General features: G+C 74.3%; 19 protein-coding genes. 15 read left to right on the top strand and 4 right to left on the bottom strand.

Annotated features, from left to right (window positions below; genetic code table 11):
- Positions 1-49 precede the first annotated feature (49 nt).
- Together BX266_RS34215 and BX266_RS34210 are read left to right on the top strand one after the other, a co-directional pair.
- On the top strand, positions 50-847 hold the full coding sequence (locus BX266_RS34215; RefSeq protein WP_099906360.1) for a DUF1963 domain-containing protein: 798 nt from the start codon (positions 50-52) through the stop codon (positions 845-847).
- A 157-nt stretch (positions 848-1,004) separates the two neighbouring features.
- On the top strand, positions 1,005-2,114 hold the full coding sequence (locus BX266_RS34210; protein ID WP_259464991.1) for an erythromycin esterase family protein: 1,110 nt from the start codon (positions 1,005-1,007) through the stop codon (positions 2,112-2,114).
- A 64-nt stretch (positions 2,115-2,178) separates the two neighbouring features.
- Here BX266_RS34210 and BX266_RS34205 read toward each other — a convergent pair whose 3' ends face one another.
- The gene (locus BX266_RS34205; protein WP_099906356.1) at positions 2,179-3,324 is read right to left on the bottom strand and encodes an ROK family transcriptional regulator; all 1,146 of its coding nucleotides are present in this window, start codon (positions 3,322-3,324) and stop codon (positions 2,179-2,181) included.
- Between the two features lie 53 nt (positions 3,325-3,377).
- Here BX266_RS34205 and BX266_RS34200 point away from each other — a divergent pair, with 53 nt between their 5' ends.
- From BX266_RS34200 to BX266_RS34170, 7 genes are all read left to right on the top strand, one after another.
- The gene (locus BX266_RS34200; RefSeq protein WP_099906354.1) at positions 3,378-4,439 is read left to right on the top strand and encodes a Gfo/Idh/MocA family oxidoreductase; all 1,062 of its coding nucleotides are present in this window, start codon (positions 3,378-3,380) and stop codon (positions 4,437-4,439) included.
- Positions 4,436-4,894: a heme-degrading domain-containing protein gene (locus tag BX266_RS34195; RefSeq protein WP_099906352.1), complete on the top strand. Its 459-nt coding sequence runs from the start codon at positions 4,436-4,438 to the stop codon at positions 4,892-4,894. Before BX266_RS34200 ends, BX266_RS34195 begins: the two co-directional genes overlap by 4 nt.
- Positions 4,895-5,064: 170 nt before the next feature.
- Positions 5,065-5,538, top strand: coding sequence for a hypothetical protein (locus tag BX266_RS34190; protein WP_099906350.1), 474 nt, complete (start codon positions 5,065-5,067; stop codon positions 5,536-5,538).
- Positions 5,539-5,540: 2 nt separating this feature from the next.
- Positions 5,541-9,398 carry a hypothetical protein gene (locus BX266_RS34185; RefSeq protein ID WP_099906348.1) on the top strand — a complete coding sequence of 1,286 codons (3,858 nt, stop codon included), beginning with the start codon at positions 5,541-5,543 and terminating at the stop codon, positions 9,396-9,398.
- Positions 9,399-9,404: 6 nt separating this feature from the next.
- Positions 9,405-10,610 (top strand): tetratricopeptide repeat protein, encoded by a 1,206-nt coding sequence (locus tag BX266_RS34180; RefSeq protein WP_099906346.1) that lies wholly within the window; start codon positions 9,405-9,407, stop codon positions 10,608-10,610.
- 227 nt (positions 10,611-10,837) lie between these two features.
- A complete protein-coding gene (locus tag BX266_RS41020) occupies positions 10,838-12,613 on the top strand; it encodes a discoidin domain-containing protein (protein WP_099906344.1) in 1,776 nt (591 codons plus the stop codon).
- 40 nt (positions 12,614-12,653) lie between these two features.
- Positions 12,654-16,133: a discoidin domain-containing protein gene (locus BX266_RS34170; RefSeq protein ID WP_218969296.1), complete on the top strand. Its 3,480-nt coding sequence runs from the start codon at positions 12,654-12,656 to the stop codon at positions 16,131-16,133.
- A 62-nt stretch (positions 16,134-16,195) separates the two neighbouring features.
- On the opposite strand, the gene BX266_RS34165 is transcribed toward BX266_RS34170, so the two are convergent.
- Complete coding sequence (locus tag BX266_RS34165) at positions 16,196-16,963, bottom strand: NPP1 family protein (protein WP_099906342.1); 768 nt, start codon at positions 16,961-16,963, stop codon at positions 16,196-16,198.
- A 195-nt stretch (positions 16,964-17,158) separates the two neighbouring features.
- Between BX266_RS34165 and BX266_RS34160 the strand changes: the two genes are divergently transcribed.
- Both BX266_RS34160 and BX266_RS34155 read left to right on the top strand, forming a co-directional pair.
- Positions 17,159-18,157, top strand: coding sequence for a polysaccharide deacetylase family protein (locus BX266_RS34160; RefSeq protein WP_099906340.1), 999 nt, complete (start codon positions 17,159-17,161; stop codon positions 18,155-18,157).
- A gap of 38 nt (positions 18,158-18,195) precedes the next feature.
- Positions 18,196-18,705, top strand: coding sequence for a nucleoside 2-deoxyribosyltransferase domain-containing protein (locus BX266_RS34155; RefSeq protein WP_099906338.1), 510 nt, complete (start codon positions 18,196-18,198; stop codon positions 18,703-18,705).
- Here the strand turns inward: BX266_RS34155 and BX266_RS34150 are convergent.
- Complete coding sequence (locus BX266_RS34150) at positions 18,702-19,337, bottom strand: hypothetical protein (RefSeq protein ID WP_099906336.1); 636 nt, start codon at positions 19,335-19,337, stop codon at positions 18,702-18,704. The genes BX266_RS34155 and BX266_RS34150 overlap by 4 nt on opposite strands.
- Before the next feature lie 695 nt (positions 19,338-20,032).
- On the opposite strand from BX266_RS34150, the gene BX266_RS34145 reads away from it, so the two are divergent.
- From BX266_RS34145 to BX266_RS34135, 3 genes are all read left to right on the top strand, one after another.
- Positions 20,033-22,879, top strand: a complete 2,847-nt coding sequence (locus BX266_RS34145) for a hypothetical protein (protein ID WP_099906335.1) — start codon at positions 20,033-20,035, stop codon at positions 22,877-22,879.
- Positions 22,880-22,924: 45 nt separating this feature from the next.
- Entirely contained in the window at positions 22,925-23,797 is an 873-nt protein-coding gene (locus BX266_RS34140) for a class I SAM-dependent methyltransferase (RefSeq protein WP_099906333.1), read from the top strand.
- Between the two features lie 219 nt (positions 23,798-24,016).
- A complete protein-coding gene (locus tag BX266_RS34135; protein WP_143687060.1) occupies positions 24,017-24,679 on the top strand; it encodes a hypothetical protein in 663 nt (220 codons plus the stop codon).
- On the opposite strand, the gene BX266_RS34130 is transcribed toward BX266_RS34135, so the two are convergent.
- On the bottom strand, positions 24,680-25,312 hold the full coding sequence (locus tag BX266_RS34130) for a histidine phosphatase family protein (RefSeq protein WP_099906329.1): 633 nt from the start codon (positions 25,310-25,312) through the stop codon (positions 24,680-24,682). It abuts the gene before it with no gap.
- Positions 25,313-25,853: 541 nt separating this feature from the next.
- On the opposite strand from BX266_RS34130, the gene BX266_RS34125 reads away from it, so the two are divergent.
- Positions 25,854-26,951, top strand: a complete 1,098-nt coding sequence (locus BX266_RS34125; protein ID WP_218969295.1) for a glycoside hydrolase family 11 protein — start codon at positions 25,854-25,856, stop codon at positions 26,949-26,951.
- Positions 26,952-26,994 lie beyond the last annotated feature (43 nt).

Here is a 26,994-nt window from a genome sequence, read left to right as displayed (position 1 = left end):
GCCCGGGGCCCGAGCTCGGCTGCGGCCGGGGGGTTGGAAGGATGCGCGCATGGAATTCGACGACCCCGCCACCATGCACCGCCTCTGCGTCGAACGGCTCGGGGAGAGTGCCGGGCCCCGGTTCGCGGCGATGGCCCGCCGCGGTTTTCGCCTGGTGCCGTCCACCGCTGACGTGCCCGCCTCCGGGAGGTGTCGGCTCGGTGGCCCGGCGCTGCTCGAACCGGGCACGGCGTGGCCCGAGCTCGACGGCATGCCGCTGTCCCTGCTCGCCGTCCTCGACACCGACGCCCTCGCCGACTGGCTCGGCAGTGAACTTCCCACCCGGCCCGGGCTGTTGAACTTCTTCCAGCTCGATCCGGACGTCCCGTACGAGGAGTACCGGCGACTCGACACGTCCAGCCCCCGGATGTACCGGGTGGTTGCCGCCGACTCCGCGCGGGCGGTCGCGACGGTCGCGCCCCGGCCGGCGAGGAGGTACCCGTCGCGGCCCGTCCACGCGGCCGGGTCGTTCATGCTGCCGGACGCCTGGGACGTCGAGGACGACGACTTCGAGTTCGACCGGGACGTGCACTGGGGTGCGCCGTCGCTGATCCTCAACGCGCTGGACGACTTTGACGGGAACACCGCTGGGCAGCACGCTGCCTTCGGCTGGCCCGACACCTCCTACGCGACCGCGGTGACCACCCGGGACGCCGACGGGCCCGCGGTCCACCTGCTCCAGCTCGCCGAGGACACCGAACTCGGATGGGGCTGGGGCGACGCAGGATCGCTGTACTTCACCGTCCCGGCGAAGGCCTTCGCGGCGGGTGACTTCACCGCCACCGAGGCGGCGGGCCGTTGCTGTTGACCCTGCGCCGCACCGGCTTCCCGGGCACCCCGAAGGACCGCTTGACTTCAAGTCGGCTTCAAGTCACAGACTGATCGACATGCCGAACAACACCGCTGAAGACCGTCACTTCGCCCACGCCACGACAAATTTGACCGATAGTCGGTTCGCTGCCGCAGTGCTCGACGAGATCGCCGGGGACCTGGCCGCCGGGGCCGAGATCGTCGGTACCGGGGAGTCCACCCGCTTCGCCCGCGAGACCTTCGTGGCGCGGGATCAGCTGTTCCGCCGGCTGGTCCGGGACCACGGCTTCCGTGCGCTGGCCCTGCAGGACACGGCGGACGTCGGCGCAGCCCTCGACGCCCTCGTCCGCGGTGGCGACGGGACCGCCGAGTCCGCGCTGGCCGGTGCCTGGCGGCCGTGGCGCACCGCCGAGATGGCCGACTCCCTGGAGTGGATCCGGGCGTTCAACCGGGAGCATCCGGCGGACCCGGTCCGGATCTTCGGGGTGAAGCCGGTCCAGGCGGGGCCCGCCGACTACGACGCCGTCCTGGAGCACGTGCGGGTGGCGGCGCCGGAGCGGCTCGCCTCGCTGGCGGCCCACCTGGACCCGATCCGCACCGCCCACCAGCTCGACGAGCACGTCCAGCGCGCCCGCGGCGTCCACCCGGGCCGGCCGTTCGCCGAACACGCCCGCGACGCGCGCGCGTTGCTGGAGCCGGTGCCCGGCGCGGCGGAGGTGGCCGAACGGATGCGGCTGATCGTGGAGTTCCACGAGCGCAGCGTCGCCGGCCGCGGCAGCTACGCGGGCGAGGCCGAGGCGTGGGCGGAGGCCATTGCCGACCACCACGACCGCACCGGACAGCGCACCGTCTACTGGGACGGCATCGCCCACACCTCCGCGGCCGGGGCAACGCTGGGCGTGGCCTCGGGGCGCGGCACCCGGCCCACCGTCGGCAGCGTGCTGCGCGCCCGCTACGGCGCGCGGTACGTGTCCGTGGCGGTCGGCTTCCACCACGGCGACCTCGGCGTGGCGGTCGTCCCGGCGCCGGCCGCGGACCTGGTCGACGCGCGGCTCGGCGCGACGAACCTGCCCGCCCGCTGGCTGGACCTGCGCCGGGAGGACGTGCGCCGCCACTGGGACGGACCGGCGAAGGCCCGCGTCATCAGCGGCATCTACACCCCCGAACGCGACGCCGCCGAACACCTGGCCGTCGCCTCCCTCCCCGAGGCTTTCGACGTGCTCCTCCACCTCCGCCAGGTCTCCCCGGTCACCTGGCTGGCCTGACGCCCGAGCAGCCGCACGCCGACGCTCCGGCGGACGCCCCACCCGGCCCGCCGGCCCTCTCCGATCAGTCGAAGAGCCGTCCGAGGGCGAGGGCGGCGGCGCCCTGGGGGATCGCGAGCGGGGTGGCGCGGGTGAGGGTGACGGGCTGCCAGGCGGGGTCGGGCAGGCGGGTGGCGAGTTCGGTGCGGATGGCGGTCTCGTACGGGGTCGGGTCGGCGAGCAGGGTGGGGCCGCCGAGGGTGATCTCCTCCACGTCGAGGAGGCGGACCAGGTTGGTGACGCCGAGGGCGAGGGCCGTGGCGGCTTCGGCGGTGCGCCCGGCGCGGAGGGCGGCGAGGCAGATCGCTTCCAGGCAGCCGCGCGCGCCGCAGGCGCACCGCGGGCCGGCGGGGTCGAGGCACTGGTGGCCGAACTCGCCGGCGTTGGTGCGGGCTCCGCGCTGGACGCGGCCGCCGAGGACCAGGCCGGCGCCGACGCCGTCGCCGAGGTAGACGAAGGCGCGGTTCTCGGGCCCGAGGCGGCTGAGGACGGCGGCGGTGGTGTTCTTCTCGACCAGCACCGGGAGGTCGGTGCGGGCCTGGACGGCGTCGCGCAGGGGCAGGCCGTGCCAGCGGGGCATGCCGGTGACCTGGTGGAGGATGCCGTCCCGGGTGTCGAGCGGGCCGGGGCAGGCGAGGCCGAGGCCGAGGACCCGGTCGGCGCCGTGCCGGGCCGTCAGTTCGCGGACCTGCGCGGCGAGCCGGTCGAGGACCGGGCCGGGTTCGCCGTCCGGGTCGATCGGTGTGCGGGTCTGCGCGGTGACGGCGCCGGTGAGGTCGACCTGGATCAGGCGCAGTTCGTGGCGGCCCAGCTCGGCGCCGAGCGCCACGCGGGCCTGCGGGACGAGGCGCAGCAGGGTCCGGGGCTTGCCGGTCTGTCCGGCGACGCGTTCGCGGCCGGCTTCGGTGAGGAGTCCTTCGGCGAGCAGCCGTGCGGTGATCTTGCTGATGGCCTGCGCGGTGAGCCCGGTGCGGTTGGCCAGTTCGACCCGGCTGGTCCCGTTCTCGGCGGCGGAGCGGACGGCGCGCAGCACGGCGGCGTCGTTCCGGTCGCGGAGCAGCGCGAGGTTGAGCGCGCCACGACCGGAGCCGGACGCGCCGGAAACACCGGGAGTGCCGGGAGCGTCCGGCGAGCCGGGCGGGAGGTCGCGGGGGCCGGGGTAGGAGGTCACCTGTCGATTATGCGAGCTTGCGGGTTACTACACGCTGTTGTTTAACTTGTTCCATGGACTCCCAGCAGCTCAACGTGGGACTCATCGGCTACGGCATCGCCGGTGCGGTCTTCCACGCGCCCCTGATCAGCACCACGCCGGGCCTGCGCCTCGCGGCCGTCGTGACCTCCGACCCCGTCCGCCGCGAGCAGGTGGCCGAGCGCCATCCGCAGGCGGCACTGTTCGCGGACGCCGACGCCCTGCTGGCGGCGGCGCCGGAGCTGGGCCTGGACCTGGTGGTGGTCGCCTCCCCCAACCGCACGCACGTCCCGCTGGCCACGGCCGCCCTGCGGGCCGGGCTGCCGGTGGTGGTGGACAAGCCGCTGGCCGGCACCGCCGCCGAGGGCGAGCAGCTGGCCGAGCTGGCGCGGGAGCGGGGGCTGCTGTTCAGCGTCTTCCAGAACCGCCGCTGGGACGGCGACTTCCGCACCGTTCAGCAGCTGGTCGCCTCGGGCCGGCTGGGCCGGGTCAACCGCTTCGAGTCGCGGTTCGAACGGTGGCGGCCCGAACTCAAGGGCGGCTGGCGCGAGTTGGCCGACCCGGCGGAGGTCGGCGGCGTGCTCTACGATCTCGGCGCGCACCTGGTCGACCAGGCGCTGGTGCTGTTCGGCCCGGCGGTCCGGGTGTACGCGGAGGTGGACGTGCGCCGGGACGGCGCGCAGACCGACGACGACAGCTTCCTCGCGCTCACCCACGCCGACGGCACCCGTTCGCACCTGTGGATGAGCGCGACGGCGGGCGACCTCGGGCCCCGGTTCCGGGTGCTGGGCTCGGCGGGCGCGTACGTGGTGCACGGGCTGGACGGTCAGGAGGACGCGCTGCGCGAGGGCGGGACGCCCGCGGATCCGGAGTGGGGCGTCTGCGCACCCGAGCACTGGGGCTCGTTCCGGGCCGGCGAGGTGGTCGAGCCGGTGGCGACCCTGCCCGGCAGCTACCAGGACTACTACGCGGGCCTCGCACGCGCCCTGCGCGGCCTGGGGCCGGTCCCGGTCGAGGCGGCCGACGCGGTGGCGGCACTGCGTGTGCTGGAGGCGGCGCAGCGCTCCGCCCGGACCGGACAGGCGGTGGAGCTGTGAGCGTCACCATCGAGGAACTGGAGCGCCAGCACCGGGAGTTGCAGCTGCCTTCGGTCGACCTGACGGACGCCTGGCGGTTGGGGTCGCTGATCGTCGAGGTGGCCCGGGAACGCCGTCTCGCGGTGACGGTCGACCTTCGGCACGGCGAACAGCAGGTCTTCCATGCGGCGCTGCCGGGCACGAGCGCGGACAACGACGACTGGATCAGCCGCAAGGCCGCGGTGGTACGGCGGTTCGGCGAGGCCTCGTACCTGGTGGGTGAGCGCTACCGCGCCAGGGGGCGGGAGTTCGACCTCGACCCGGCGCGCTACGCCGCGCACGGCGGGTCCTTCCCGCTGCTGGTGTGCGGGACGGGAATGGTGGGCACGGTCACCGTCTCCGGCCTGCCGCAGTTGGACGACCACCTGCTGGTCACCGAGTGCCTGGCCCGCTACCTGGCCGAGCCGTCCCGGTGACCGACGCGCCGTCACCGGCACCGCCACCGAACGACCCCCGCTTGCTCACGACCTCCACCAGCGGTGACCCCGTTCACCGCCACGACCGGCTCGGACCCGGCTAACCTGGTTCGGGACGGGCGGAGTTGGGCCTCCCGGGCCTGCCTGCCGGACCGGAGTCGGGAGGACGGATGTTGGCGGAGTCACTGACGGCGCTCGCCGGCGCGGGGGCCAGCGCGCTGATCGGAGCCATGGCCACCGACCTGTGGCAGGGCGCGCGCGGCGGGGTCGTCCGGCTCTTCGGGCGGGGCGGCGAGGCCCGCGGGGAGGCGATCGGTGCGCAGCTCGACGAGGACGCCGTGCTGATCGCCCGCGCCGAGCCGGCCGACGCGGACGGGATCCGCGCCGACCTGCTGCCGGTGTGGCGGCGGCGACTGCTCCTGCTGCTGGAGGAACACCCGGACTCCGAGGACGAGTTGCGGGACCTCGTCGCCCGCGTGCAGGACGGCCTGCCCGCCGGACGCCAGGTGTGGACGCAGTCGAACACCGCCCGCGACCACGGCACCGTGTTCGCCGTGCAGGGCGGCAGCCTGCACTACCACCAGGCGCCCGAGGGACAGGTACCGCCGCCCGCGGACGAGGACGGCGCGGGCGGAACCGGCTGACCGTGGACCTCCCCGACGAGGTCCACCAGCAGGTGCGCGCCGTCGCCGGCTTCGCCTACGGTGCGGTCGGCGCCGACATCCACGTCTTCGGCGACGGCACGCCCGTCTACCTGCTGTACGCCCGCGACCTCCCCCGCGCCGCCGCCCTGCGGCGGGACTCCGCGTGGCTGCGCGCCCAGCCCAGTCGGATGCTCGACGCCCGCAGCGAGATCGTGGAGTTCACCGGCCGCGCGGCGGAGTTGGACCGGCTCCGCGCCTGGCGCGACCAGCCCGGGCGGACGGCCGTGCGGTGGCTGCACGGACCGGGCGGCGCCGGCAAGTCCCGCCTCGCGGCCCGGTTCGCCGCCGAGTGCGCCGCCGCCGGCTGGCTCGTCGTGGACGCCGTGCACGGCACCGACACCCACCCGCCCGCCGAGGGCAGCCAGGACCTGCGCACCGACCGCCGCGCCGGGGTGCTGATCCTCGTCGACTACGCCGACCGCTGGCCGGACGCCCATCTTGCCTGGCTCTTCCACAACGGTCTCCTGAACGGCGAAGTCCCGGCGCGGGTCCTGCTCATCGCCCGCTCGGTGCGGCCCTGGCCGGCCCTGCGCGCGCAGCTCGCCCGCCGGCGGGTCCCCACCGATCTCTCCGACCAGCCGCTCCCTCCGCTGGCCGACTCCGGCCGGCGGGGGGAACGCGCCCGGATGTTCGAGGCCGCCCGCCGGGGCTTCGCCGCCCACTACCCGGACCCGGGCGCCCTCGAAGCCGTCCGCCCGCCCCACCGGGACCTCGCCCGCCCGGACTTCGGGCTGACCCTCGCCGTCCACATGGCCGCGCTCACCGCCGTCGACGCCCGCGCCGCCGGCCGGGAACCACCCGGGGACCTCGCCGGGATGACCGCCTACCTGCTCGACCGCGAGCACGAGAACTGGCGCCGCCCCGACGCGCGCGACCGGGGCGACCCGGGCGCCCGGGTCGCGGACGCCGCCGCCGAGCACCGCCGCGGCCTGGACCTCGCCCGCACCGTCTTCACCGCCGTCCTCACCGGCCCGCTGCGCCGCGACGCCGCCCGCCCGCTGCTGGACCGCCTCCTGCTGCGGATCCCGGCCGACCGCGCGCTGACCGCGCACGCCGTGCACTACCCGCCCACCGACCCGGCGGGCGCCCACGTGCTCGAACCGCTGCTCCCCGACCGGCTCGCCGAGGACTTCCTCGCCCTCACCCTCCCCGGGAGCCCCGTCAGCGGATACCCGACCGACCTGTGGTCGGTCACCGGCGCCACCCGCATCCTCCAGCGCGACGCTGGCGCCGCCCCGCCCTGGACCCCGCGCGCCCTCACCTTCCTGATCGCCGCCGCCGAACGCTGGCCGCACGTCGGCCCCGCCGTCCTCTTCCCGCTGCTGCGCCGCGACCCGGCCCTGGCCGTCCGGGGCGGCAGTGCCGTCCTGGCCGCGCTCGCCACCCTCGACCCGGTGGACCTCGACGTCCTGGAGGCCGTCGAGCCGCTGCTGCCCGCGCGCGACGTACGGGTGGCGAGCGGCGCCGCCGTCCTGGCGGCGCGCCTCGCCGGCCATCGCCTCGAAGCGGCCACCGACCCCGCGGAGCGGGCCCGGCTCCTGACGGACCTGGTCGCCGCCCACCTCAGGACGGACCGCCGGCGCGACGCGCTGGAGCTCATGGAGGAGGTCGTCCGGCTCACCCGGGAGGCGGCCCGGCAGGATCCGGTGCACCGGCCCGCCCGAGCCGAGGCCCTCCTCAACCTGGGCGGCCTCTTCATCGGGGAGATCGCCGCCGAACGCCGGGTCGAACTTCTCCGCGAGGCCATCGGCCTGCTGGAGCAGGATCCGCCGGACGGCGCGGTCCTCGGCTCCCTGGCCCAGGCGCACACCCGGCTGGCCTTCGCGCTCCGGCGGACCGGGGCCGAGGCGGCCGCCCGCGCGTCCGTGGCCGAGGCGCAACGGCTCCTCGGGGAGGTCCTGGACCGCGACCCGCTGCGGTACCTGGCGATGGCCACGGACATCAACCAGTTGGAGATGGTGAACGGCTACCTGCTGGCCGAGTCCGGGCGTTCGGCGGAGGCCGCGGACGGCATCGGCCGGTCGGTCGAGTTCCTGACCCGGCTGGCAGGGCTCGACCCGGCCGGCCGTGGCGAGGAGCTCGCCGACGGCCTGCACACGCAGAGCCTGCACCTGTGGGACGCCGGGCGGCACGCCGAGTCCGTCGACGCGCTGCTGAAGTACATCCGCCTCTACCGCCAACTCGCCGAAGTGGAAGCCCGGTTCCGGGACCGGCTGGCCGCCCGGCTGGACGAGGCCGCGGGCAGGCTGGCCGCGCTGGAGCGGCACGCCGAGGCCACCGCGCTCGTCGAGGAGGGCCTCGCCCTGCGCCGGGAGCGCCTCGCCCGCCTCCCGGAGGGCGCCGACGGCGGGGACGCCGCCGAAGCCGAACGCCGGGCCGTCGGTGCGGCGCTGTGCTACCTGCGGGAGCGGCGCGCCGCCGACCGGCTGGCCTGGGGATCGCCGGCGGAGATCGACGCCGCCGCCGAGCAGCTGGTCCGGGCCGCCGATCCGGCGGGGCTCTGGGGCCTCATGCGGGCGGTCCCCGTCACCGACGCGCTGCGGATCGCCCACCGCCACCCGCCCGAGCACTGGGCGCCGCCCGAGGACCCTCGCGGTCTGGTCGCCCGGCTCACCTCGCGCCGCCACCGGCCGCCGGCCGCCGAGCGCACGGCCCGCGCCGCCGCCCGCGCGGCGGTGTGGCGGCTGCCCGACCGCGGGGGCCGCGGACCTGACGGTCCGTCGGCGGCCAACCTGCTGTCCTTCGCCCCCGGCGGGCCGGGGCGGTTCCCGGTGATGGCCCGGGTGGTGCAGCGGCCCGGCAAGGCGCGCGCCCACGGCGGGCCCGCGACCCGCATCGACGTGTACGACCTCCGCTCCCGCTCGGTGCTCTGGTCCGCCGACCACCCCGGCGGGACCGGTGCCGTGGCCTGCCTCGGCGCCGACGCGGTCCTCGCCGTGCGCCCGACGCCGTACTGGGCGGAGCCCGAACTGGTCCGCTACGGCCCGTCGGGGGCGGAGGTCCTCGCGTCCGGCCGGGCCCTCGACGGGGCGCGGATCTTCGCCACGTCGCGCGTGTTCGTGGTACAGCTGCGGGGCACCTCGGCTGCCCTGGTCGGCCCGCACGACGGCCGGCCGCGGCAGGTCGACCTGGACGGCCGCCTCGGTCTGCGGCGCATCACCGTCCAGGCCGTCGATCCGTCCGGCGAGCGACTCCTGTTGGCCGACCGGCATCGTGTGCTGCTCGCCGATGCGGTGCTGGAGCCGCTGTGGGCCGGCGGCTGGCGGCCGCTGCCCGAGCAGCACGGCGCGGTGGAGTCCGCGGTGTTCCTGTCCCCGGAGGAGTTCGTCACCGCCGCGTCGACCGGCGGCGTCTACCTGTTCCAGCAGGAGTCCGACCGCTCGGAGCTGACCGCCTGGCAGGTCGGGCCGCCGCTGGAGGAGTTGATCGCCGTCCCCGGATGGCGGGTCGTCGGCGGCCGGGCCCGCGGCGGGGCGACGACGCATTTCCACGACGCGGTCGGCCTGGACCCGGTGCCGGCGCCGCGCCCGCTCGCGACGGCGGCGCGCGGGGACCCGCCGCGCCTGCCGGCGGCCCCGCCCGGCGGCCGGTACGTGGTCCACGGTTCGGCCGTGCACGACCTCGGCGACCCGCTCTCGTTCGCCGGCAGGCCGGTCGCCTCGCTCACCTCGGCCGACCGGGAGCTGCTCGCGGCCCACCTCGACCGGGGGCGGTCCCCGTCCGCCGCGATCCGCGAAATGCTGCAGCTGGTAAGGGACTTGGCGTTCCCCGACGGACCGTCACCGCGGCAGGGAGAGTGACCACGCATGTTCCGCAGGAAACGCGCCGAGGGCAACCCGCCGACCCCCGGAGGTCCGGCGCCGACCGAGGCCCCGGGCCACTCGGAGCGGCCACCGGACCCGCCGCCGGAGTCCGGCGGCCGGGATGACCCGCTCGACCTCCGGCTGGGCGAGGACGACGAGGAGCCGATGCTGCTCCGTCCGGACTCCACCCTGCGCATGCGCGACGAGCTGCTCGACGCGCAGCGGAGGCTCGGCGCGGGCCACCCCGAGGTGCTGGGGCTGCGTCACAACTACGCCTTCTTCCTGTGCGTCTGGTCGGCCGCCGCCCCGCCCGGGGACACCGCCATGCAGGACCGGGCGATCCCGCTGTTCCTGGTCAACCTGGACCATCAGACGGCCACGCTGGGCCCGTACGCCCGTGACACCCTGCTGACCCTGGACGGGATCGGCCGCGCCCACCTGTCGGCGGGGCGCCCGACCGAGGCCCTGCCGTACCTGCAGCGGGCCCTGGAGGGCAGCGAACTCGGCCCCGACCGGGACGAGGAGCTGATCCTCGACCGCCGCGAGAAGCTGTCGGACGCGTACGCGGCGGTGGGTGACGCCGACCGGGCGACCGCCCTGCTGGCGGAGACCGTGGCGGGCAGCAGGCGGCTGCTGCCGGCGGGCGACGAACGGCTGGCCGCCCGGAAGCAGAAGCTGTTCGCCGCCCATCACGAGGCGGGCCGGCTGCCCGAGGCCACCGCGCTGTGCCGGGAGATCCTCGCCGACAAGGAGCGCTTCTGGGGCCCGGATCACCTGAGCACGTACATCTGGGTGGACAACCTGGCCCACCTGCTCCACGACGCCGGCGACCTGGACGGCGCCGTCGCCTGCTACGAACGGGCCGTCCGCGGCTTCGAGCAGGTCCACGGGGCGGACAGCGACGAGGTGTCCTACCGGTACCACAACCTGGCGATCGCTCACCTGGAGGCGGGTCGCCCGGAGGCGGCGCTGCCGTACCTGAAGGCGTCCCTCGCCGCGCGCGAACACAGCCGGGGCCCCGACGACCCGGGGACCCTGGACGCCCTGATCTCCCTCATCTCCGGCTACGACCAGGCCGGGCGGGCCGCCGAGGCGATCGCGGCGACCGAACGGCTGGTCGCGGACCTGGTGCGGGTCGGCGGCCCGCAGCACCCCAAGCTCCCCGAGGTGTACGCCTACCTGGCGGAGCTCAGGCGCGCCGCCGGCTGAGTGCGCCCGCAGGGCGTCGGGGAGGAGCCGGGGGCCGGTTCCGACGGCCCGTCAAGTGTCTTCTGAACACGCTCAATTGGGAGAGCGCTCTCCCGCTTGACACCCGTTCTGGCAGGTCATCACACTGCTGGTGCGAGAGAGCGCTCTCAGCAGCGCCGCCCTCCGTTCTCTCGCTGCGCGCCCGCACGCCCCGTCCCCCACCTGCACGCGCACCGAGGAGCCGACACATGCTCGCGCCACGAACCACCCCCGTCCGATGGAGTGCGCCGCTGTGCGCCCTCCTCGCCGTCGCCGGCCTGCTGGCGAGCCTGGTGCTCGCGCTCGCCCCGGCGCCGCCCGCCCGCGCGGCGGTCGTCCTGCTGTCGCAGGGCCGGCCCGCCACCGCCTCGTCCACCGAGAACGCCGGGACGCCCGCCTCCGCCGCGGTCGACGGCAACACCGGCACCCGCTGGTCCAGCGCCGCCGCCGACCCGCAGTGGCTGCAGGTCGACCTCGGCTCCAGCCAGGCCGTCAGTCAGGTCGTCCTGCAGTGGGAGGCCGCGTACGCGACGGCGTTCCAGGTGCAGGTCTCCAACGACGCCGCCGCCTGGACGTCCGTCTACTCCACCACCACCGGGGCCGGCGGCACCCAGACCCTGAACGTCACCGGCACCGGCCGCTACGTCCGGGTGTACGGCACCGCCCGGGCCACCCAGTACGGCTACTCGCTCTGGGAGTTCCAGGTCTACGGCGGGTCCGCGCCGGGCGCCTGCGGATCCCAGAACGCCGCGCAGGGCAGGCCGGCCTCCGCCTCGTCCGCCGAGAACGCCGGGACGCCCGCCTCCGCGGCCTTCGACGGCAACGCCGGCACCCGCTGGTCGAGCGCCTTCGGCGACCCGCAGTGGCTGCAGGTCGACCTCGGATCGGTCCAGACCGTCTGCCGGATCCAGCTCCAGTGGGAGACCGCGGCCGCGAAGGCGTACCAGGTGCTGGTCTCCAGCGACGGCGCCAACTGGACGCCGGTCTACGCCACCACCACCGGCGCGGGCGGCACCGAGACGCTGACCGTCACCGGCACCGGCCGCTACGTGCGGATGGCCGGCACCGCCCGGACCACCGCGTACGGCTACTCGCTGTGGGAGTTCCAGGTCTTCACCACCGCGACCGGCACCCCGACGCCCACGCCCACGCCGACTCCGACCGCCGACCCGTTCTGGGGCGACACCAGCAGCATCCCGCCCGCGACGAACGTGCTGACGGTGAAGGTGCTGAACCGCACCAACGGCGCCTACCCGGACAGCCAGGTGTACTGGAGCTTCAACGGCCAGGTCCACTCGATCGCCGAGCAGCCGTACCTCGACATGCCCGCCAACTCCTCCGGCCGGATGTACTTCTACCTGGGCTCGCCGACCAGCAAGTACGCCGACTTCATCGAGTTCACCGTCGGCCCGAACGTGTTCAACGGCAACACCACCCGGGTGGACGCCTGGGCCCTGCCGCTCGCCATGCGGCTGCACGCCGCCGACGGCTACGACGTGCAGGTCGGTGACGCGCAGTCGGTGTTCAACGAGAGCCGCACCCAGCTGTTCCAGGACTTCGCGAACGCGGTGCCGCAGGAGTTCAAGGTGCTGGCGCAGACCGAGGCGCCGTACCGGATCATCGCGCCGGGCAGCGACCCGAGCTTCCGGACCGGCGGGGTGAACGCCAACTACTTCACGGCGTACGCGAATTCGGTCGGTGTCAACGAGTCCACCTCGAACATCTTCGGCTGCGCGGGCACCCTCGCGAACGACGCGGGCATGTGCTCGGCGCTCAACCGGCACGTCGCGACGCTGCCGCAGAGCCAGTGGTCCGACCCGACGAAGTACTACGCGGCGGGCCCGGCCAACTACTACGCCAAGTTCTGGCACGACCGCGCGATCGACGCCCTGGCGTACGGCTTCCCGTACGACGACTACGCGGGCCAGTCCTCGTACATCTCGCACGCGAACCCGCAGTGGCTCGAAGTCGCCGTCGGCTACTGAGCGCCGCCGCCTCCCCCACCCGTCGTCTGCGAGGAGAACCGTGAACGCACGCGCAGCACGCCCGCCGGGCTCCGCCCCGGTGCACCGACGCACCGTCAGAACGCTGTGGACGGCGGCCCTCGCCGTCCTGGCGCTGCTCGCCGCCCTGCTGGTCTCCGGCGCACCCGCCGCGCAGGCCGCCCCCACGCTGCTGTCGCAGGGACGGCCCGCCACCGCCTCGTCCGCGGAGAACGCCGGGACGCCCGCCTCCGCCGCGGTGGACGGCAACGCGGGCACCCGCTGGTCCAGCGCCGCCGCCGATCCGCAGTGGCTGCAGGTCGATCTCGGCGCCACGGCGACGCTCAGTCAGGTCGTCCTCCAGTGGGAGACGGCCGCCGCGAAGGCCTACCAGATCCAGGTCTCGGCGGACGGCGCCAACTGGACGCCCGTGTACGCCACCACCACCGGCGCGGGCGGCACCGAGACGCTGACCGTCTCCGGGTCGGGCCGGTACGTGCGGATGTACGGCACCGCGCGCACCACCGGCTACGGCTACTCGCTGTGGGAGTTCCAGGTCTACGGGACCTCGGGCGCCGGCGGCGGGGCGACCTGCGGCACCCAGAACGCGGCGCTGAACCGGCCGGTCACGGTGTCCTCGCAGGAGAACGCCGCCTTCCCGGCCGCCGCGGCCGTCGACGGCGACGGCGGGACCCGCTGGTCCAGCGCGGCCGCCGATCCGCAGTGGATCGAGGTGGACCTCGGCTCCGCGCTGACGGTCTGCCAGGTCGCGCTGGTCTGGGAGGCCGCGTACGCCACGGCCTTCCAGGTGCAGACCTCGACCGACCGCAGCTCCTGGGCGACCCTCTACTCCACCACCACCGGAGTCGGCGGCACCCAGCGCCTGAACGTGGCCGGCACCGGGCGCTACGTCCGGGTGTACGGCACCGCCCGGGCCACCCAGTTCGGCTACTCGCTCTGGGAGTTCCAGGTGTTCACCGGCGGCCCGGGCGGCTCCCCCACACCCACCGCGTCCCCCACGACCTCCCCCACCGCTTCGCCCACCGGCGGCTGCGGCACCGTGAACGCGGCGCTCGGGCACCCGGCCTCCGGGTCCTCCACCCAGGACGGCAACCCGGCCTACGACGCCTTCTACGCGACCGACGGCAGCACGCTGACCCGCTGGTCGAGCGCGGTCGGCGACCCGCAGTGGGTCGACGTAGACCTGGGCGGGAGCCTGCCGGTCTGTCAGGTGGTGCTCCGCTGGGAGAACGCCTACGCCTCCGCGTTCCAGATCCAGGTCTCCGCGGACCGGACGAACTGGAGCACGCTCGCCACCGTCGCGGGAACGGGCGGCACCCAGACCGTGAACGTCTCCGGCACCGGGCGGTACGTCCGGATGTACGCCACCGCCCGGGCCACCGCGTACGGGGTGTCGCTCTGGGAGATGGCCGTCCGCACGGTCGGCGACCGGACCGTCACCATCCCGCCGCCGGCGCCGAAGCCCGCGCCGGGCGCCTGCCCGTGGCTGAACCAGCCGAACGTGCCGGTGGCGACCCGGGTGGCCCAGCTGATGGGCGCGATGACGCAGGACCAGAAGGACCGGATGCTGTACGGCGACGGCTCGAACGTCTACATCGGGCAGATCGCCGGCCAGCCCGACCTGTGCATCCCCGACGTCAACTTCGAGGACGGGCCGAGCGGCGTCGGCGACGGGCTCGGCGGGGTCACCCAGTTCCCGGACGGCGAGGTGTCGGCGGCCACCTTCGACACCGACTACGTGCACGAGTTCGGCGTCGCGGTCGGCCAGGAGTTCGCCGGCAAGGGCGTGCACGTCTCGCTCGGCCCGACCGTCAACATGGTGCGGGACCCGCGCTGGGGACGGGCCTACGAGACCTTCGGCGAGGACCCGTACCTGAGCGGGCAGATCGCCTCCGCGGACGTCCAGGGCATGCAGAGCCAGGGCGTGATGGCCGAGGTGAAGCACGTGGCCGCGTACAACGTCGAGCAGCCGTCGGCGCCCGGCAACGAGATCGTCGACACCCGCACCCTGCAGGAGATCTACCTGCCGGCCTTCCAGACCGCCATCGAGAAGGGCGGCGCGGCGGCGCTGATGTGCGGGTACAGCATGGTCAACGGCGAGTACTCGTGCCAGAACCCGGCGCTGGAGAACGTCGCGATGTACCAGCAGGCCGGCTTCCAGGGGTTCATCACCTCGGACTGGGGCGGCATCCACTCCACCGTGCCGTCGGCGAACGCCGGCGAGACGGTCGAGATGCCCTTCAACGGCTTCTTCGCCACCGCGCTGATGCAGGCCGTCGCCTCCGGGCAGGTCAGCCAGGCGACCTTCGACACCATGGTCTCCCGGGTGCTGACCCAGATGTTCCGCTTCGGCCTGTTCGACAAGGCGCCGAGCGGCTCGACCACCGCCATCGTCGCCACCCCGGCGCACCGGGCGGTGGCGCTGCGCGGCGCCGAGGAGGGCACCGTCCTGCTCAAGAACAACGGCGTGCTGCCGCTCGACCCGAACGGCGGCCGCTCGCTGGCGATCATCGGCGCCCAGGCCGGGCCGGGGACGCTGACCTCCGGCGGCGGCAGCGGCAACGCCACCAGCTCCGGCACCTACACCCCGCTGTACGGGATCCAGCAGCGCACCGCCGGAACGAACACCACCGTGGCCTACGACGAGGGCACCGACCAGGCCGCCGCGGTGGCGCTCGCCAGGTCCTCGAACGTGGCGATCGTCTTCGCGGCCGACAACTACGGGCACGAGACGGCCGACACCGCCACGCTCAACCTGCCGGGCAACCAGGACGCGCTGATCTCGGCGGTGGCCGCGGCCAACCCGAACACCATCGTGGTGCTCAGCAACAACTCCGCGATCATGATGCCGTGGCTGAACCAGGTCGCGGGCGTGTTCGAGGGCTTCTACCAGGGCCAGGAGTTCGGCGAGGCGATCGCGGCGCTGCTGTTCGGCGACGTCAACCCGTCCGGACACCTGCCGATCACCTTCCCGGCCTCGCTCTCCCAGGTGCCGGCGAACACGCCCGCGCAGTGGCCGGGCACGGGCGGCACCGTGCAGTACTCGGAGGGCCTCAGGATCGGGTACCGGTGGTACGACTCCAACAACCTGACCCCGCTCTTCCCGTTCGGCCACGGGCTGTCCTACACCGGCTTCGCGTTCAGCAACCTGCAGGTCGGGCCGCTGACCGACGGCCGGGCGACGGTGACCGCCACCGTCACCAACACCGGCAGCCGGGCCGGGACCGAGGTGGCCCAACTGTACGTGGGCGCCCCCGCCTCGGTCGGTGAACCGCCGCACCAGCTCAAGGGCTTCCAGCGGATCACGCTGAACCCCGGCGCCTCCGGCACCGTCTCGTTCACCGTGACCGCGCACGACCTCGCGCACTGGGACACCGCGAGCAGCAACTGGACGGCGACGGCGGGCACCTACCGGATCCTGGTGGGTGACAGCTCCCGCAACCTGCCGCTGGCCGCCGACCTCGCCAACCCGAGCACCGTGGTCGCCAACGCGATGGACTGACCGTCCGGCACGAGGGCCGGGGGCGCCTGCGGGCGCCCCCGGCCGCGTCTCCCGACGGACCGTCAGACGTTGGGGTCGAACAGGATGCCCGCGGGCATCGAGTGGGCCAGGGCGTACTGGAAGTCACCGTCGTCGATCTTGATGGTGGCCGCGCCGAAGTCGGCCTGCAGCAGCTTGTCGCGGTAGCCGGCCGGGTAGCCGTCCCAGCCGACCAGCCGCGGGTAGAACCAGTTCCCGGTGGCGTTCTCGGCCGGCTCGTCGTTGCCGTTGGCGAACCGGAAGTCGTGGGTGGACGCGCCGTCCTTGTGGTAGACGATCTTCGGGTGGGTGCCGTCGAAGCGGATCGCCGAGCGGGCGGCCACCTGGTAGCCGCTGTGCTGGGACACCGACACGTACTGCACGGCGTCGTCGTGGATCCACACCACCACGTGCTCCCAGTCGTGCCGGTGCCCGATCGCCGCCGGGCCCAGCGTCGCCTGGTCCTTCTCGAAGTAGCTGGCGTACATCACGGCGCACCAGCCGTTGTTGCAGGCCGCGCGCGAGTAGGTGTTGGAGTCGGCGAGTTGGGCGTAGTCGTGGCAGTGGCCGTTGACGTCGCCGCCGAGCTTGAGCCCCGGGTTCACGGTGCCGTCGAGGCCGATCGCGGCGGTGGCGTAGCAGCCGTCCTTGTCGTAGTCGTAGGCCGGGGAGAAGGTCTGATCCAGGCCGGGTGCGTTCTGCGGCAGGCGGGTCAGCACGTTCGCGTCGGCGGTGGCCGGGACGGCCGCGACGAGTGCCACCGCACCCGCCAGGCCGAGCAGGGCCCTGGACAGCGAGCTCGGCTTGCGCATGGTGACCCCTTGTCAGCCGACGGACCGTCACCCGGGTGCGGGCACCGCGAATCTAGGAGCGGACCCTGCCGCGGTCAAGGCCGCATGGCTTTCGACTGGCCCTCGAAACTTTCAGCCCGAACATTGACTCCTCGGAGCGGCCCGGTCGACACTCGTCGGAGTTCCTGCTGGCGAACGACGAGGAGTCGCACCCCCATGCGCTTGACGAAACTTTCGCTACGCCCCTTGATCGCCGGACTGGCCGTCGCGGCCACGGTCGCGACCGGCCTGGCGACCGCCACGGTCAACGCCGCCCCGGCCCGGGCCGCCACCTGCAACGGCTACGTCGGACTCACCTTCGACGACGGCCCCTCCAACGACCACACCCCGGCCCTGCTGAACGCGCTCAAGCAGAACGGCCTGCGGGCCACCGTGTTCAACGAGGGGCAGTTCGCCGCGGCCTACCCGGCCCAGGTCCAGGCCGAGGTCGCGGCCGGGATGTGGGTCGGCAACCACAGCTACACCCACCCGCACCTGATCCAGCAGAGCCAGGCCCAGATCGACTCCGAGGTGGCCTCCACCCAGTCGGCGATCGCCAACGCCGGCGGCGGCACGCCGAAGCTGTTCCGTCCGCCGTACGGCGAGACCAACGCGACCCTGAAGGCGGTCGAGGCCAAGTACGGCCTCACCGAGGTCATCTGGGACGTCGACTCGCAGGACTGGAACGGTGCGAGCACCGCCGCGATCGTGCAGGCCGTCGGCCGGCTCGGCAACGGCCAGGTGATCCTGATGCACGAGTGGCCGGCGAACACCCTCGCCGCCATTCCGCAGATCGCCCAGAACCTGGCCGCCCGCGGCCTGTGCGCCGGCATGATCTCCCCGCAGACCGGCCGCGCGGTGGCCCCCACCGACGGCGGCACCGGTGGCGGCACGGGCGGTGGCACCGGCGGGAGTTGCACCGCGACGCTGTCCGCGGGCAGCTCGTGGAGCGACCGCTACAACCTGAACGTCGCGGTCACCGGCTCCAGCACCTGGAAGGTCACCGTCAAGGTCCCCTCCCCGGAGAAGGTCAGCTCCACCTGGAACATCAACGCCGGTTACCCCGACGCCCAGACCCTCGTCGCCACCCCCAACGGCGCGGGCAACAACTGGGGCATGACCATCATGAAGAACGGCAGCACCACCTGGCCGACGGTGTCCTGCAGCGTGAACTGACCTGCGGCCGGCGCACCGCAGCAGGCATCGTGGTCGGCATGACGACACCTCAGCACCCGACCGCGTCCACCCGCCCCCGGTACGTCGAGGCGCCCGAGCGGTACGAACCCGCCGCCGGCGACCCGCCCGCGATCTTCCTCGCGGGCGGGATCACCGACTGCCCCGACTGGCAGGCCGAGGCCGCCGAACTGCTGCTCGCCGACGGCCTGGTGGTGCTCAACCCCCGCCGGTCCGACTTCCCGATCGGCGACCCCGCGGCCGCCCCGGCCCAGATCGCCTGGGAGTACCGCCACCTGCACCTGCCGCAGGTCCTCACCCTGTTCTGGTTCCCGGCCGAGGCCGTCCAGCCCATCGCCCTCCTGGAGTTCGGCGCCGCCCTCGACACCCCCGCCCGCCCCCTCGCCGTCGGCGCCCACCCCCACTATCCCCGCCGCCTCGACGTCCTGCACCAAGCCCGCCTCGCCCGCCCCGCGCTGACCGTCCGGGACGACCTGCCCGCCGTACTCGCCGACGTCCTGGCGCTCGCCGGAGTCCGCCCGGCCGGCTAGCCGAGGTAGAAGAAGACGGTGTCCTGGGTGTACCAGTCGAGGTTCGCGGTGCCGTACTCCCAGCTCTCGTGCTCGATGTCCAGCAGCTCGATCAGCAGCTCCAGGTCGTACCGGAAGTCCGCGTCGATCCGGTCGAGTGCCGCCCGGTAGGCGTCGGCGGCCGGCTTGGTCAGCGACAGCGGCAGGTGGCCGAGCGCGGGGTAGCCGTCGGTGGAGCCGGGGATGTACGGGAACTCGTCCGGCGGGCCGCCGAACAGGTAGTGGCCGGGCAGCAGTGCGGCGGCGACGCCGGCCGCCGCGAGTTCCTCGTCGAGGCGGCCGAAGAAGGTGGCGGCCCGCGAGTAGGTGGCCAGCGTGCCCAGGTCCGATCCGCACTGGGCGGTGAGCAGTTGGAGGGCCCGCTGGTAGGAGTTGCCCGCGTACTCGGCGGTCGAGTCGGCGTGTCCGGCCACCAGGTGCTCCAGCGCCTCGGTGACCGGCAGCGGCAGCTCGCTGCGCCCGTAGGACCGGCGGGCCTCCTCCCTGGCCCCTTCCAACGCCCTCGCCTGACGCTCCGTCAACTTACCGCCCGCGCCGAGAAGTCCGAGGACGTGCGCCTTGTCGGCGGTCGAGTGGTTGATCGAAATGCTCATGCCCGCCATCCTGGCAGCCCGTTCGGACACCCCCGCACCCCGGGCCGTCCGCTTCCTCCCGAGCCCGGCCCGGCAAGCGCCGGGGCCGCCACCACGACCTCCGCGCCGCGCCGCAGCTCCCCTCGGGGCGGAAGAAGCCGGTGCCGGCGACCGTGACGACGGTCGCCCGCGGACAGGCGTTCAAGGTGCGCCGCTCGTCCGCGGTGAGGGCGCCGCCGCCCGGGTAACGGATTTGACAGCGGCGGCAGTTGCTGCGGGAGGCGCGGGAACCGCCAGTGGGCCGATCACAACCGGCTGCGTTGCCGTGCTCACCGTTCAGGAGCACGGGATCGACGCCGTGCGGCGGCTGGCGGAGCAGGGCCACGGACCGCAGGCCGCCTGGGTCGCCGAGGGGTACCCGACCGAACTGCGGGGCCGCCTCGCCTGGAGCCGGGCCAACCGGCACCTGCTGGAGTGCTCGACCGGGACGCGCCGGAGCGGCCCGTCCTCGCCCCGCACGGCGGCAGGCGCGGGGCGGACTCCGCGCACCCGTGTGCGGCGTCGGATCCCGGGTCTAGACTCGCCGTCTGACGCCGAATCAGGGTCGGCGCGGCTTCGGCCGCGGGGGCGGATGGCTGCGGGGGTGGCGGATGACGTCGGGTGCGGTACGGGGCGGCGCGGGGATCGGCGGGGTACGAACCACTGCCAAGTACGAGGTGGACGCACTGGTTCAGGATCTCGTCGCGCAGTTCAGCGGCGCCCGGCTGCCGATGCCGGTGGTGGTGCTGTACGCGCAGGACGACGACCCGGCGCTGGACGCGGAGGTCCGCGGCGTGGTCCGGGCGGTCCAGGAGGCGCAGGAGAACGGGGACCTGCCGCACCGGACGGTCCCCCACACCACGGGCGGGGATCCGCACCAGAACGCGATCGCCATCCTGGACGGGCTGGCGAAGGGGCCGTGGGCGCGCCGGGGGCCGTCCTGGTACCGCGGTTACGCCACGCCCCGGTCCCGGCTGGTCGCGGCGATCGAGGCGGCCGCCCGGCACGCCCTGGAGGAGTCGGACCCGGCGGGGCGTTCGCCCGACGACCTGGTGGACTCGGTGCTGGCCCGGCTGAGCGATCTGCACTGGCGGCCGGAGCCGCGTACCGCCGGCGGCGAGCTGCAGCGGCTGCTGTCGCCCGTGCTCAACTCCACCACGCTGATCGGCGCGTTCGTCCTCGCCGCACTCACCAGCCTGCTGACCCAAGCGAGTTGGCAGTTCGTCAGCGCGGTGCTGCTGGGCGCGCTGGCCGTGCTCGGCGTGACCGGCTGGGTGCGGCGCAACACCGCGCCGCTGTCCTGGCTGGGCTCGGCCAGCCGCTGGTTCGCCACCACCACCTTCCTGGCGGCGTCCGGACGGCAGGCCGCCGCCTGGTCGCTGTGGCGGCCCCGGATGTCCTGGGACGTCACCCAGGCCCGTGCCCGCGAGGTGGCCGGGGAGGTCCTGAAGGCCCAACTGCCGGACACCGCGCCGGAGGAGCGCGACCGGGCGCAGCAGTTCCACCTGCAGTTGCGCACGCTCGCCCTGCTGGAGGACCTGCGGTGGGCGCACCGCTCGTGGGCGCCGGACGCCCGGGGCCGCAAGCGCCGGGTGCCGCCGGTGGTGTTCGTGCCGCGGGCGGACGCGCCCGGGGGCGCTCTTCGGGTGCTCGGTGCGATCTCCGACGTGCGCAGCCGCCGCAGCGAGCAGGACCCGCTGCTGGTGCTGGCGGCGGTCGCGCACGCGGACGTGGCGGCCTGGCTGGAGGACGCTCACACCGCGCCGGTGACGGTGCACGCGGTCGGGGCGCGGCGCGGCCCGTACGAGAACTGGGTGAGCGATCTGCGGATCCGTCAGGCGCCGAGCCGGGGGCGGGCGTTGGCGTGGACGCTGCCGGTGCGGCTGACCCGGCTGCAGTTGGAGGCGGGGGCGACCACCCGGCTGGCGCCCGTCGCGGTGGGCCGGTCCTGGTGGTTCCTGTGGTCGCGCTGGTCGCTGCTGCTGGTCCTGGTGCTGGTGGCCGGCGCGGCCGGGCTGCGGGTGCAGCAGCTCGGCGACCGGTTCTGCGAGGCGCGGCTGGTGGGCTCCAACCCGGACGCGGTGTGGCGCACCGATCCCGGCGGCACCCGGGAGTGCGTCGGCGTCGCCACCGGGTCGGTGACCTTCGCCGGCGACGGCGGCATCCGGCTGAGCGGCGCCCTGCCGGGCGAGGGCGGCGACCGCACCGGTTCCGCGCTCGGCCTGGCGGACCTGGAGGCGGCGATCCGCACCGAGAACGCGCGGGTGGACGCGCTGCCGGACGTCCGCTACATCACCGTCGTGTACGCGGGCTCGCTCACCACCGCCGCCGGGCAGCAGGGGCGGGCGCTGAACAGCCTGAAGGAGCTGACCGGCGTGCACCTGGCGCAGGTGCGCAACAACGCGGGCGATCCGCTGAAGATCAAGGTGCTGGTCGCCAACGGCGGGCAGGACATGTACTTCCAGACCGACATGGTGCACCGGATCGTCGACCTCGCCGCCCGCGACCGGTCGATCGCCGGCGTGGTCGGCCTCGGCCGGGACACCGCCGACAGCGACTCCACCCTGACGCTGCTGCAGCAGGCCGGCCTGGCCGTGGTCAGCACCACCAACTCGGCGAGCTACCTGGCGCAGAGCCACGTCAACTACTTCGGCCTGGCCGCCACCGACCAGGAGGAGGCCGCGGCGCTGCGCCTGATCGTCGACGGGCTGGCCACACCGCCGGAGGACCGCTGGGCGGCGGTGCTGACCCGCACGCCCACCCCCGACGACCGCTACAGCCCCGAGCAGGCCAAGTACGGCTCGGCGATGCTCACCGAGGCCGGCTACCGGCTGATCGGCGGCCACCCGATCGAGTACGGCCTCACCAGCAACGGCGACCCGGACTACGAGACGGCGCTCGCCACCACCTGCCACGGCGACCACCCGCCGGCGGTGCTCTACCTGGCGGGCCGCGCGGACGACGTGAACCAGCTGATGCGCCGCCTGTCGGACGACAAGGGCTGCGCCCGGCCGCTGACCGTCCTCACCGGCGACGACCTGACGAAGGCCCAGTTCCGCACCGGCGGCACCGCGATCGCCCCGCAGGCCACCCTGTACTACACGGCGCTCAGCGACCCGGCGGCCACCGCGCGCGGCTCCGACCTGTCCGACACCGCCGCCGCGGTGTTCCACCTGCTGCCGCGCACGCCGAACCCGTACGAGGACGACGTGTTCTCCGACGGCTCGCTGGCGCTCGCGTACGACGCCACCGCCGCGCTCCAGGCCGGCGCCGCGAAGGCCGGGGCCTCGCAGCGGACCGGAACGGGCTCGGTCATGGCGGCGCTGCGCGCGGTGCAGCTGAACAACCGGGCCACCGGCACCGTGGACTTCCGGGAGGTCCGCCCACTGGCCACCGCCCCGCAGCCCGGGCACGGCCTGCACGTCATCCGGGTCCGCCGCGACGCCCAGGGCGCGCCCGCCACGGACCACCTGTGCGGCCGCCCGGCCGGCGACACCGGCCCGCTGACCGGCTGCACGCCCTGACGCCGGGTTCCCAGGCGGTGTGCCGGGTCGGGTTGAATACGGTTCATGAGCGAGAGCGGGCGTGCGGCGAGTCGGACGGCGGTGCTGGTCTGCCAGGGGCGGGCGGTCGCGGACGGGCGGGCGGCGGTCGGACGGTTCGCCGATCCGGTGGCGGTGCGGCTGCTGGACCCGGCCGAGCGGGCAGCCGTGGACGCGGTGCGGGCGGGCGCCCCGCCGCAGGGGTGGCAGGCGCGCACCGGGTACGAGAGCGTGCGGGCCTGCGCCGAGGTGGTGGTGCCGCGCACGGTGGCCATCGACGAGGCCCTGCGGGTCCGCGCGCCACGGCAGGTGGTGATCCTGGGCGCCGGTCTCGACACCCGGGCCTGGCGGCTGGCCGAGCTCGCCGGCACCGACGTGTGGGAGGTCGACCATCCGGCGTCGCAGCAGGACAAGCGGGCCCGGCTCGCCGCGGCCGCGCCGCCGGAGCTGGCGCGTTCCGTGCGGTTCACGCCGGTCGACTTCGCCGTGGACGACCTCGGCACGGCCCTGGACGGCGCCGGGCACGACCCCGCCGCGCCGACCACGTGGCTGTGGGAGGGCGTGGTGCCGTACCTGAGCCGCGCTCAGGTGCGGGCCACGCTGGCCGCGCTCGCCGCCCGGTCGGCGCCGGGCAGCGCGCTGGTCCTCAACTACCAGGCGCCCTCCGCGAAGGCGACCGTGGGGCGGTGGCTGACCCGGTTGCTGGGCAACGCCATCACCGCCGGCGAGCCGTGGCGCTCGCTGTGGCAGCCGGCGCGGATGGCCGCGCTGCTCGGGGAGTTCGGCCTGCGGGTGGTGTCGGACCGCGATCTGCTCGACCTCGCCGAGGCGCTCGGCGTCTCCTCCCGGGGCCGGGCGTCCCTGCGGTCGGGGCGGGTGGCGGTCGCGGAGCTCGGCTGAGCCGCCCGCCGGGGCCGGCGGGTTCACCGGATCACCACATCCGGGCCGCTCACAGGGGTGGTGACGGCTCGTCAGCGGTTGACCGCGGGCCCCTCGCCACGGGCCCGGAGTTGCTATGGTGCCCGTTGGTCCAAGGGTCCTGGCGCCGCCTCGGCAGCGCCACCACTCCACTCTCGGGGGAACACCGTGCAGCACCCGTCGCCGTCCGAACACCAGCCCGTGCCGTCGCGCCCGGCCGGCCCGCCCGGTCCGCCCGTCGCGGCCGGAAGCACCACGGGCGACGGGAGGTCGCACGCGAAGCTCTGGGGCGTGGTCGCGGCGGTGGTCAGCGCGGCCGCCGGTGTGGCCAGTGCGATCGCCGCGTTCACCGGCGGCGGGTCGTCCTCCCCCGCCGCCGCCCCGCCCGCCTCGGTGACCGTCACGGCGGCGCCGCCCGCCGCCCCGGCCGGAACGGGTGCCACGGCGGGCGCGGGCGCCACCGGTCCGGCCCCGTCGCCCGCCGCCGGTGCGGCCGTGCGCTGGTCGGGCAAGTGGGTGCTCTCCCAGCAGGGCATCGATCTCACGAAGCGGCCGCCGGAGCGGTCCACCGGCAACTTCTTCTACCGGCCGTCGGCGGGGCGCACCGGTGAGAACGGGTTGGAGATCAAGGGCACCGTCGCGCTCTGGACGGCGTCCGAGGCGCCCACCGCGGAGGGCTGCCGGGAGCTGCTGCGGACCCAGCCGCACGATCGGGTCACCGTGGTCCCCGGCGACCTCGTCTGCGCCGTCGACGACGCCTCGCCGATCGCCCTGTTCAAGGTCAACGACACGCACTACGAACAGGGCAGCTACGGCGAGGTGGACACCGAGGTGACCATCTGGGAGCTGCGGATGAAGGGCTGATCACCGGCCGCCGACCCGGAGCTCCGGCGGGAGTCCGGTCCAGCGGAGCTCGGCGGGCAGGTGGCCGGTGTCGTTGAGGACGAGGAGCGCGGGCGGCCGGTCGGGCGCGTAGCGGATGACCGTCAGCGCCGCGTTGGCGTGGTTGATGCCCAGCCAGCGCCACTTCGGTGCGTCCAGGGCGGCGCGGACCAGCCAGGCCGCCAGGAAGTTGTGGGTGACCAGGAGTTCGTGCCGCGGTTCGTCGCCGGTCACCGGACCGGTGAACTCCGCGAGCGCCGCCGTGGCGAGCGACGGCCCCTGTTCGCGTTCCTCGGCCGTGAACCCGCTCAGGAACCCGGTCCAGGCGTCGGCCGCCTCCGGGGGCAGTTCCGCGCGGGTCGGCAGGTACGGCAGGTAGTCGCCGGCCTGTTCCGCGCACCGGCGGGGTACGCCGTCGAGCTGGTCGCCGATCAGCCGCGCCGTCTGTTCGGCCCGGCCGAGCGGCCCGTGGTGGATCGCCGTCAGCGGGACGCCGCGCAGCCGCTGCCCCAGCAGCACGGCCTGCCGGCGGCCCGCCTCCGTCAGTTCGCTCTCGTCGGCCGTCGCCTGGGCGTGCCGGACGACGTAGAGGTGGCGGGCGGCGGTGGCGGGCATGGCGTGTCCTTCGTGCTCGGATCCTGCGTGTGCCTGGACGGACGCCGACCGCCGCGGGTCGGTTCCGCCCGCCCCGCTCCCCCACTCCGGCCACCAACGATCGAGCGACATTGCGAAAGTTTCGGATATCGATGGCCTCCCCGGGCCCGCCGGCTCTGAAGCGTTCGCCGATCAACACCTGCTCCAGGTCGGCCAATTAGGTGGGTGACTATCCATCAGTAGCCGGTGAGCTGCGAATATTTTTGACCGCCGGAGTCCGAAGCTCCAGCAGACATTTCGCAAGTGTGTCGAAAGTGTTGACAGCCTGACAGGTGCGGGCCAGCATCATCGCCATCGGCAGGCCCCATGACTGCCGATCCAGGTCGACCATCTCGACCCGGTCCCCCGGGTGTTCGCCGGCCGCCGACCCTACGGCGTCCGGCCACCCCGCCGCGTTGCCACGACACCCGCACGCGCCGGCCGCCACCGCGGCTGCGGCGCCGCGCCGGGTCGGGCCGCGCCACACCTTTCCGTCCGCCCCCACCGAAGAGGAAGCAGGCACGTGAAGCCCACCCGTCCCACCCGACGCGGCCGCCTCGCCCGGATCGCCCGCAAGGCGCGCATCCTTGCCGTGGCCGTCGCAGCCGTGCTCGTCATCCCGACCGTCGCGAGCGCCGACACCACCATCTCGTCGAACGGAACCGGCACCAACAACGGGTACTTCTACTCGTTCTGGAGCCAGAACAGCGGCCAGGCCTCGATGACCCTGGGCTCCGGCGGCCAGTACAGCACCACGTGGAACAACGTCACCAACTTCGTCGCGGGCAAGGGCTGGAACCCGGGCACGACGGACGCCGTGACCTACTCGGGCACCTTCAACTGCAACGGCAACTGCTACCTGTCGCTGTACGGCTGGACCACCAACCCGCTCATCGAGTACTACATCGTCGACAACTTCGGCAACTACAACCCGAGTTCGGGTGCCACCAAGCTGGGCTCGGTGGTCAGCGACGGCAGCACCTACGACCTGTACTCGACGCAGCGCACCGACGCCCCGTCCATCGAGGGCGACCACTCGAACTTCACGCAGTTCTGGGCGATCCGCCAGGCGAAGCGCACGGGTGGCACCATCACGGTGTCCAACTTCTTCACCGCGTGGGCGAAGGCGGGCCTCAACCTCGGCACCCCGAACTACGAGATCCTGGCCACCGAGGGCTACGGCAGCAGCGGCAGCTCCAACATCACGGTCAGCCACGGGACCGGCACCAACCCCTCTCCCAGCCCGACCGGCGGCACCACCAGCCCGTCGCCCAGCCCGTCGCCCAGCCCCTCGTCCAGCCCGACCGGCGGCACCGGCAGCGGCTGCACCGCGACCTTCAGCAACGCGTCCGACTGGGGCTCCGGCTACACCGGCGCGGTGACCGTGAAGAACAACGGCTCCACCGCCACCAACGGCTGGAAGGTCACCATGACCTACGCCGGCAACCAGACGGTCACCAACCTCTGGAGCGGCACCTACACCCAGTCCGGCAAGGTCGTCACGGTGAACAACGCCGCCTACAACGGCGCCATCCCGGCCGGGGGCACCACCAACTTCGGCTTCAACGCCAACTACAGCGGCGCCAACGCCGCACCGACCCTCGCCTGCACCGCGAGCTGATCGGAGGCCGCCGGGCCACCGATCGTCCGGCCGCCCCCGAGGG

This window comes from Streptomyces sp. TLI_171, assembly GCF_003610255.1.
In the GTDB taxonomy this organism is placed as follows: Bacteria; Actinomycetota; Actinomycetes; order Streptomycetales; family Streptomycetaceae; genus Kitasatospora.
Note: the sequence above shows the minus strand (reverse complement) of the source record. Positions and strands in the feature narration are given on the sequence as shown.

What these genes read in the sequence shown, in the direction of transcription:
- BX266_RS41020 (WP_099906344.1), top strand. Translation starts at nt 10,838, where the DNA reads ATGCTCGCGCCACGAACCACCCCCGTCCGATGGAGTGCGCCGCTGTGC.
- BX266_RS34165 (WP_099906342.1), bottom strand. Translation starts at nt 16,963, where the DNA reads ATGCGCAAGCCGAGCTCGCTGTCCAGGGCCCTGCTCGGCCTGGCGGGT.
- BX266_RS34180 (WP_099906346.1), top strand. Translation starts at nt 9,405, where the DNA reads ATGTTCCGCAGGAAACGCGCCGAGGGCAACCCGCCGACCCCCGGAGGT.
- BX266_RS34190 (WP_099906350.1), top strand. Translation starts at nt 5,065, where the DNA reads ATGTTGGCGGAGTCACTGACGGCGCTCGCCGGCGCGGGGGCCAGCGCG.
- BX266_RS34200 (WP_099906354.1), top strand. Translation starts at nt 3,378, where the DNA reads ATGGACTCCCAGCAGCTCAACGTGGGACTCATCGGCTACGGCATCGCC.
- BX266_RS34155 (WP_099906338.1), top strand. Translation starts at nt 18,196, where the DNA reads ATGACGACACCTCAGCACCCGACCGCGTCCACCCGCCCCCGGTACGTC.
- BX266_RS34160 (WP_099906340.1), top strand. Translation starts at nt 17,159, where the DNA reads ATGCGCTTGACGAAACTTTCGCTACGCCCCTTGATCGCCGGACTGGCC.
- BX266_RS34130 (WP_099906329.1), bottom strand. Translation starts at nt 25,312, where the DNA reads ATGCCCGCCACCGCCGCCCGCCACCTCTACGTCGTCCGGCACGCCCAG.
- BX266_RS34215 (WP_099906360.1), top strand. Translation starts at nt 50, where the DNA reads ATGGAATTCGACGACCCCGCCACCATGCACCGCCTCTGCGTCGAACGG.
- BX266_RS34140 (WP_099906333.1), top strand. Translation starts at nt 22,925, where the DNA reads ATGAGCGAGAGCGGGCGTGCGGCGAGTCGGACGGCGGTGCTGGTCTGC.
- BX266_RS34150 (WP_099906336.1), bottom strand. Translation starts at nt 19,337, where the DNA reads ATGAGCATTTCGATCAACCACTCGACCGCCGACAAGGCGCACGTCCTC.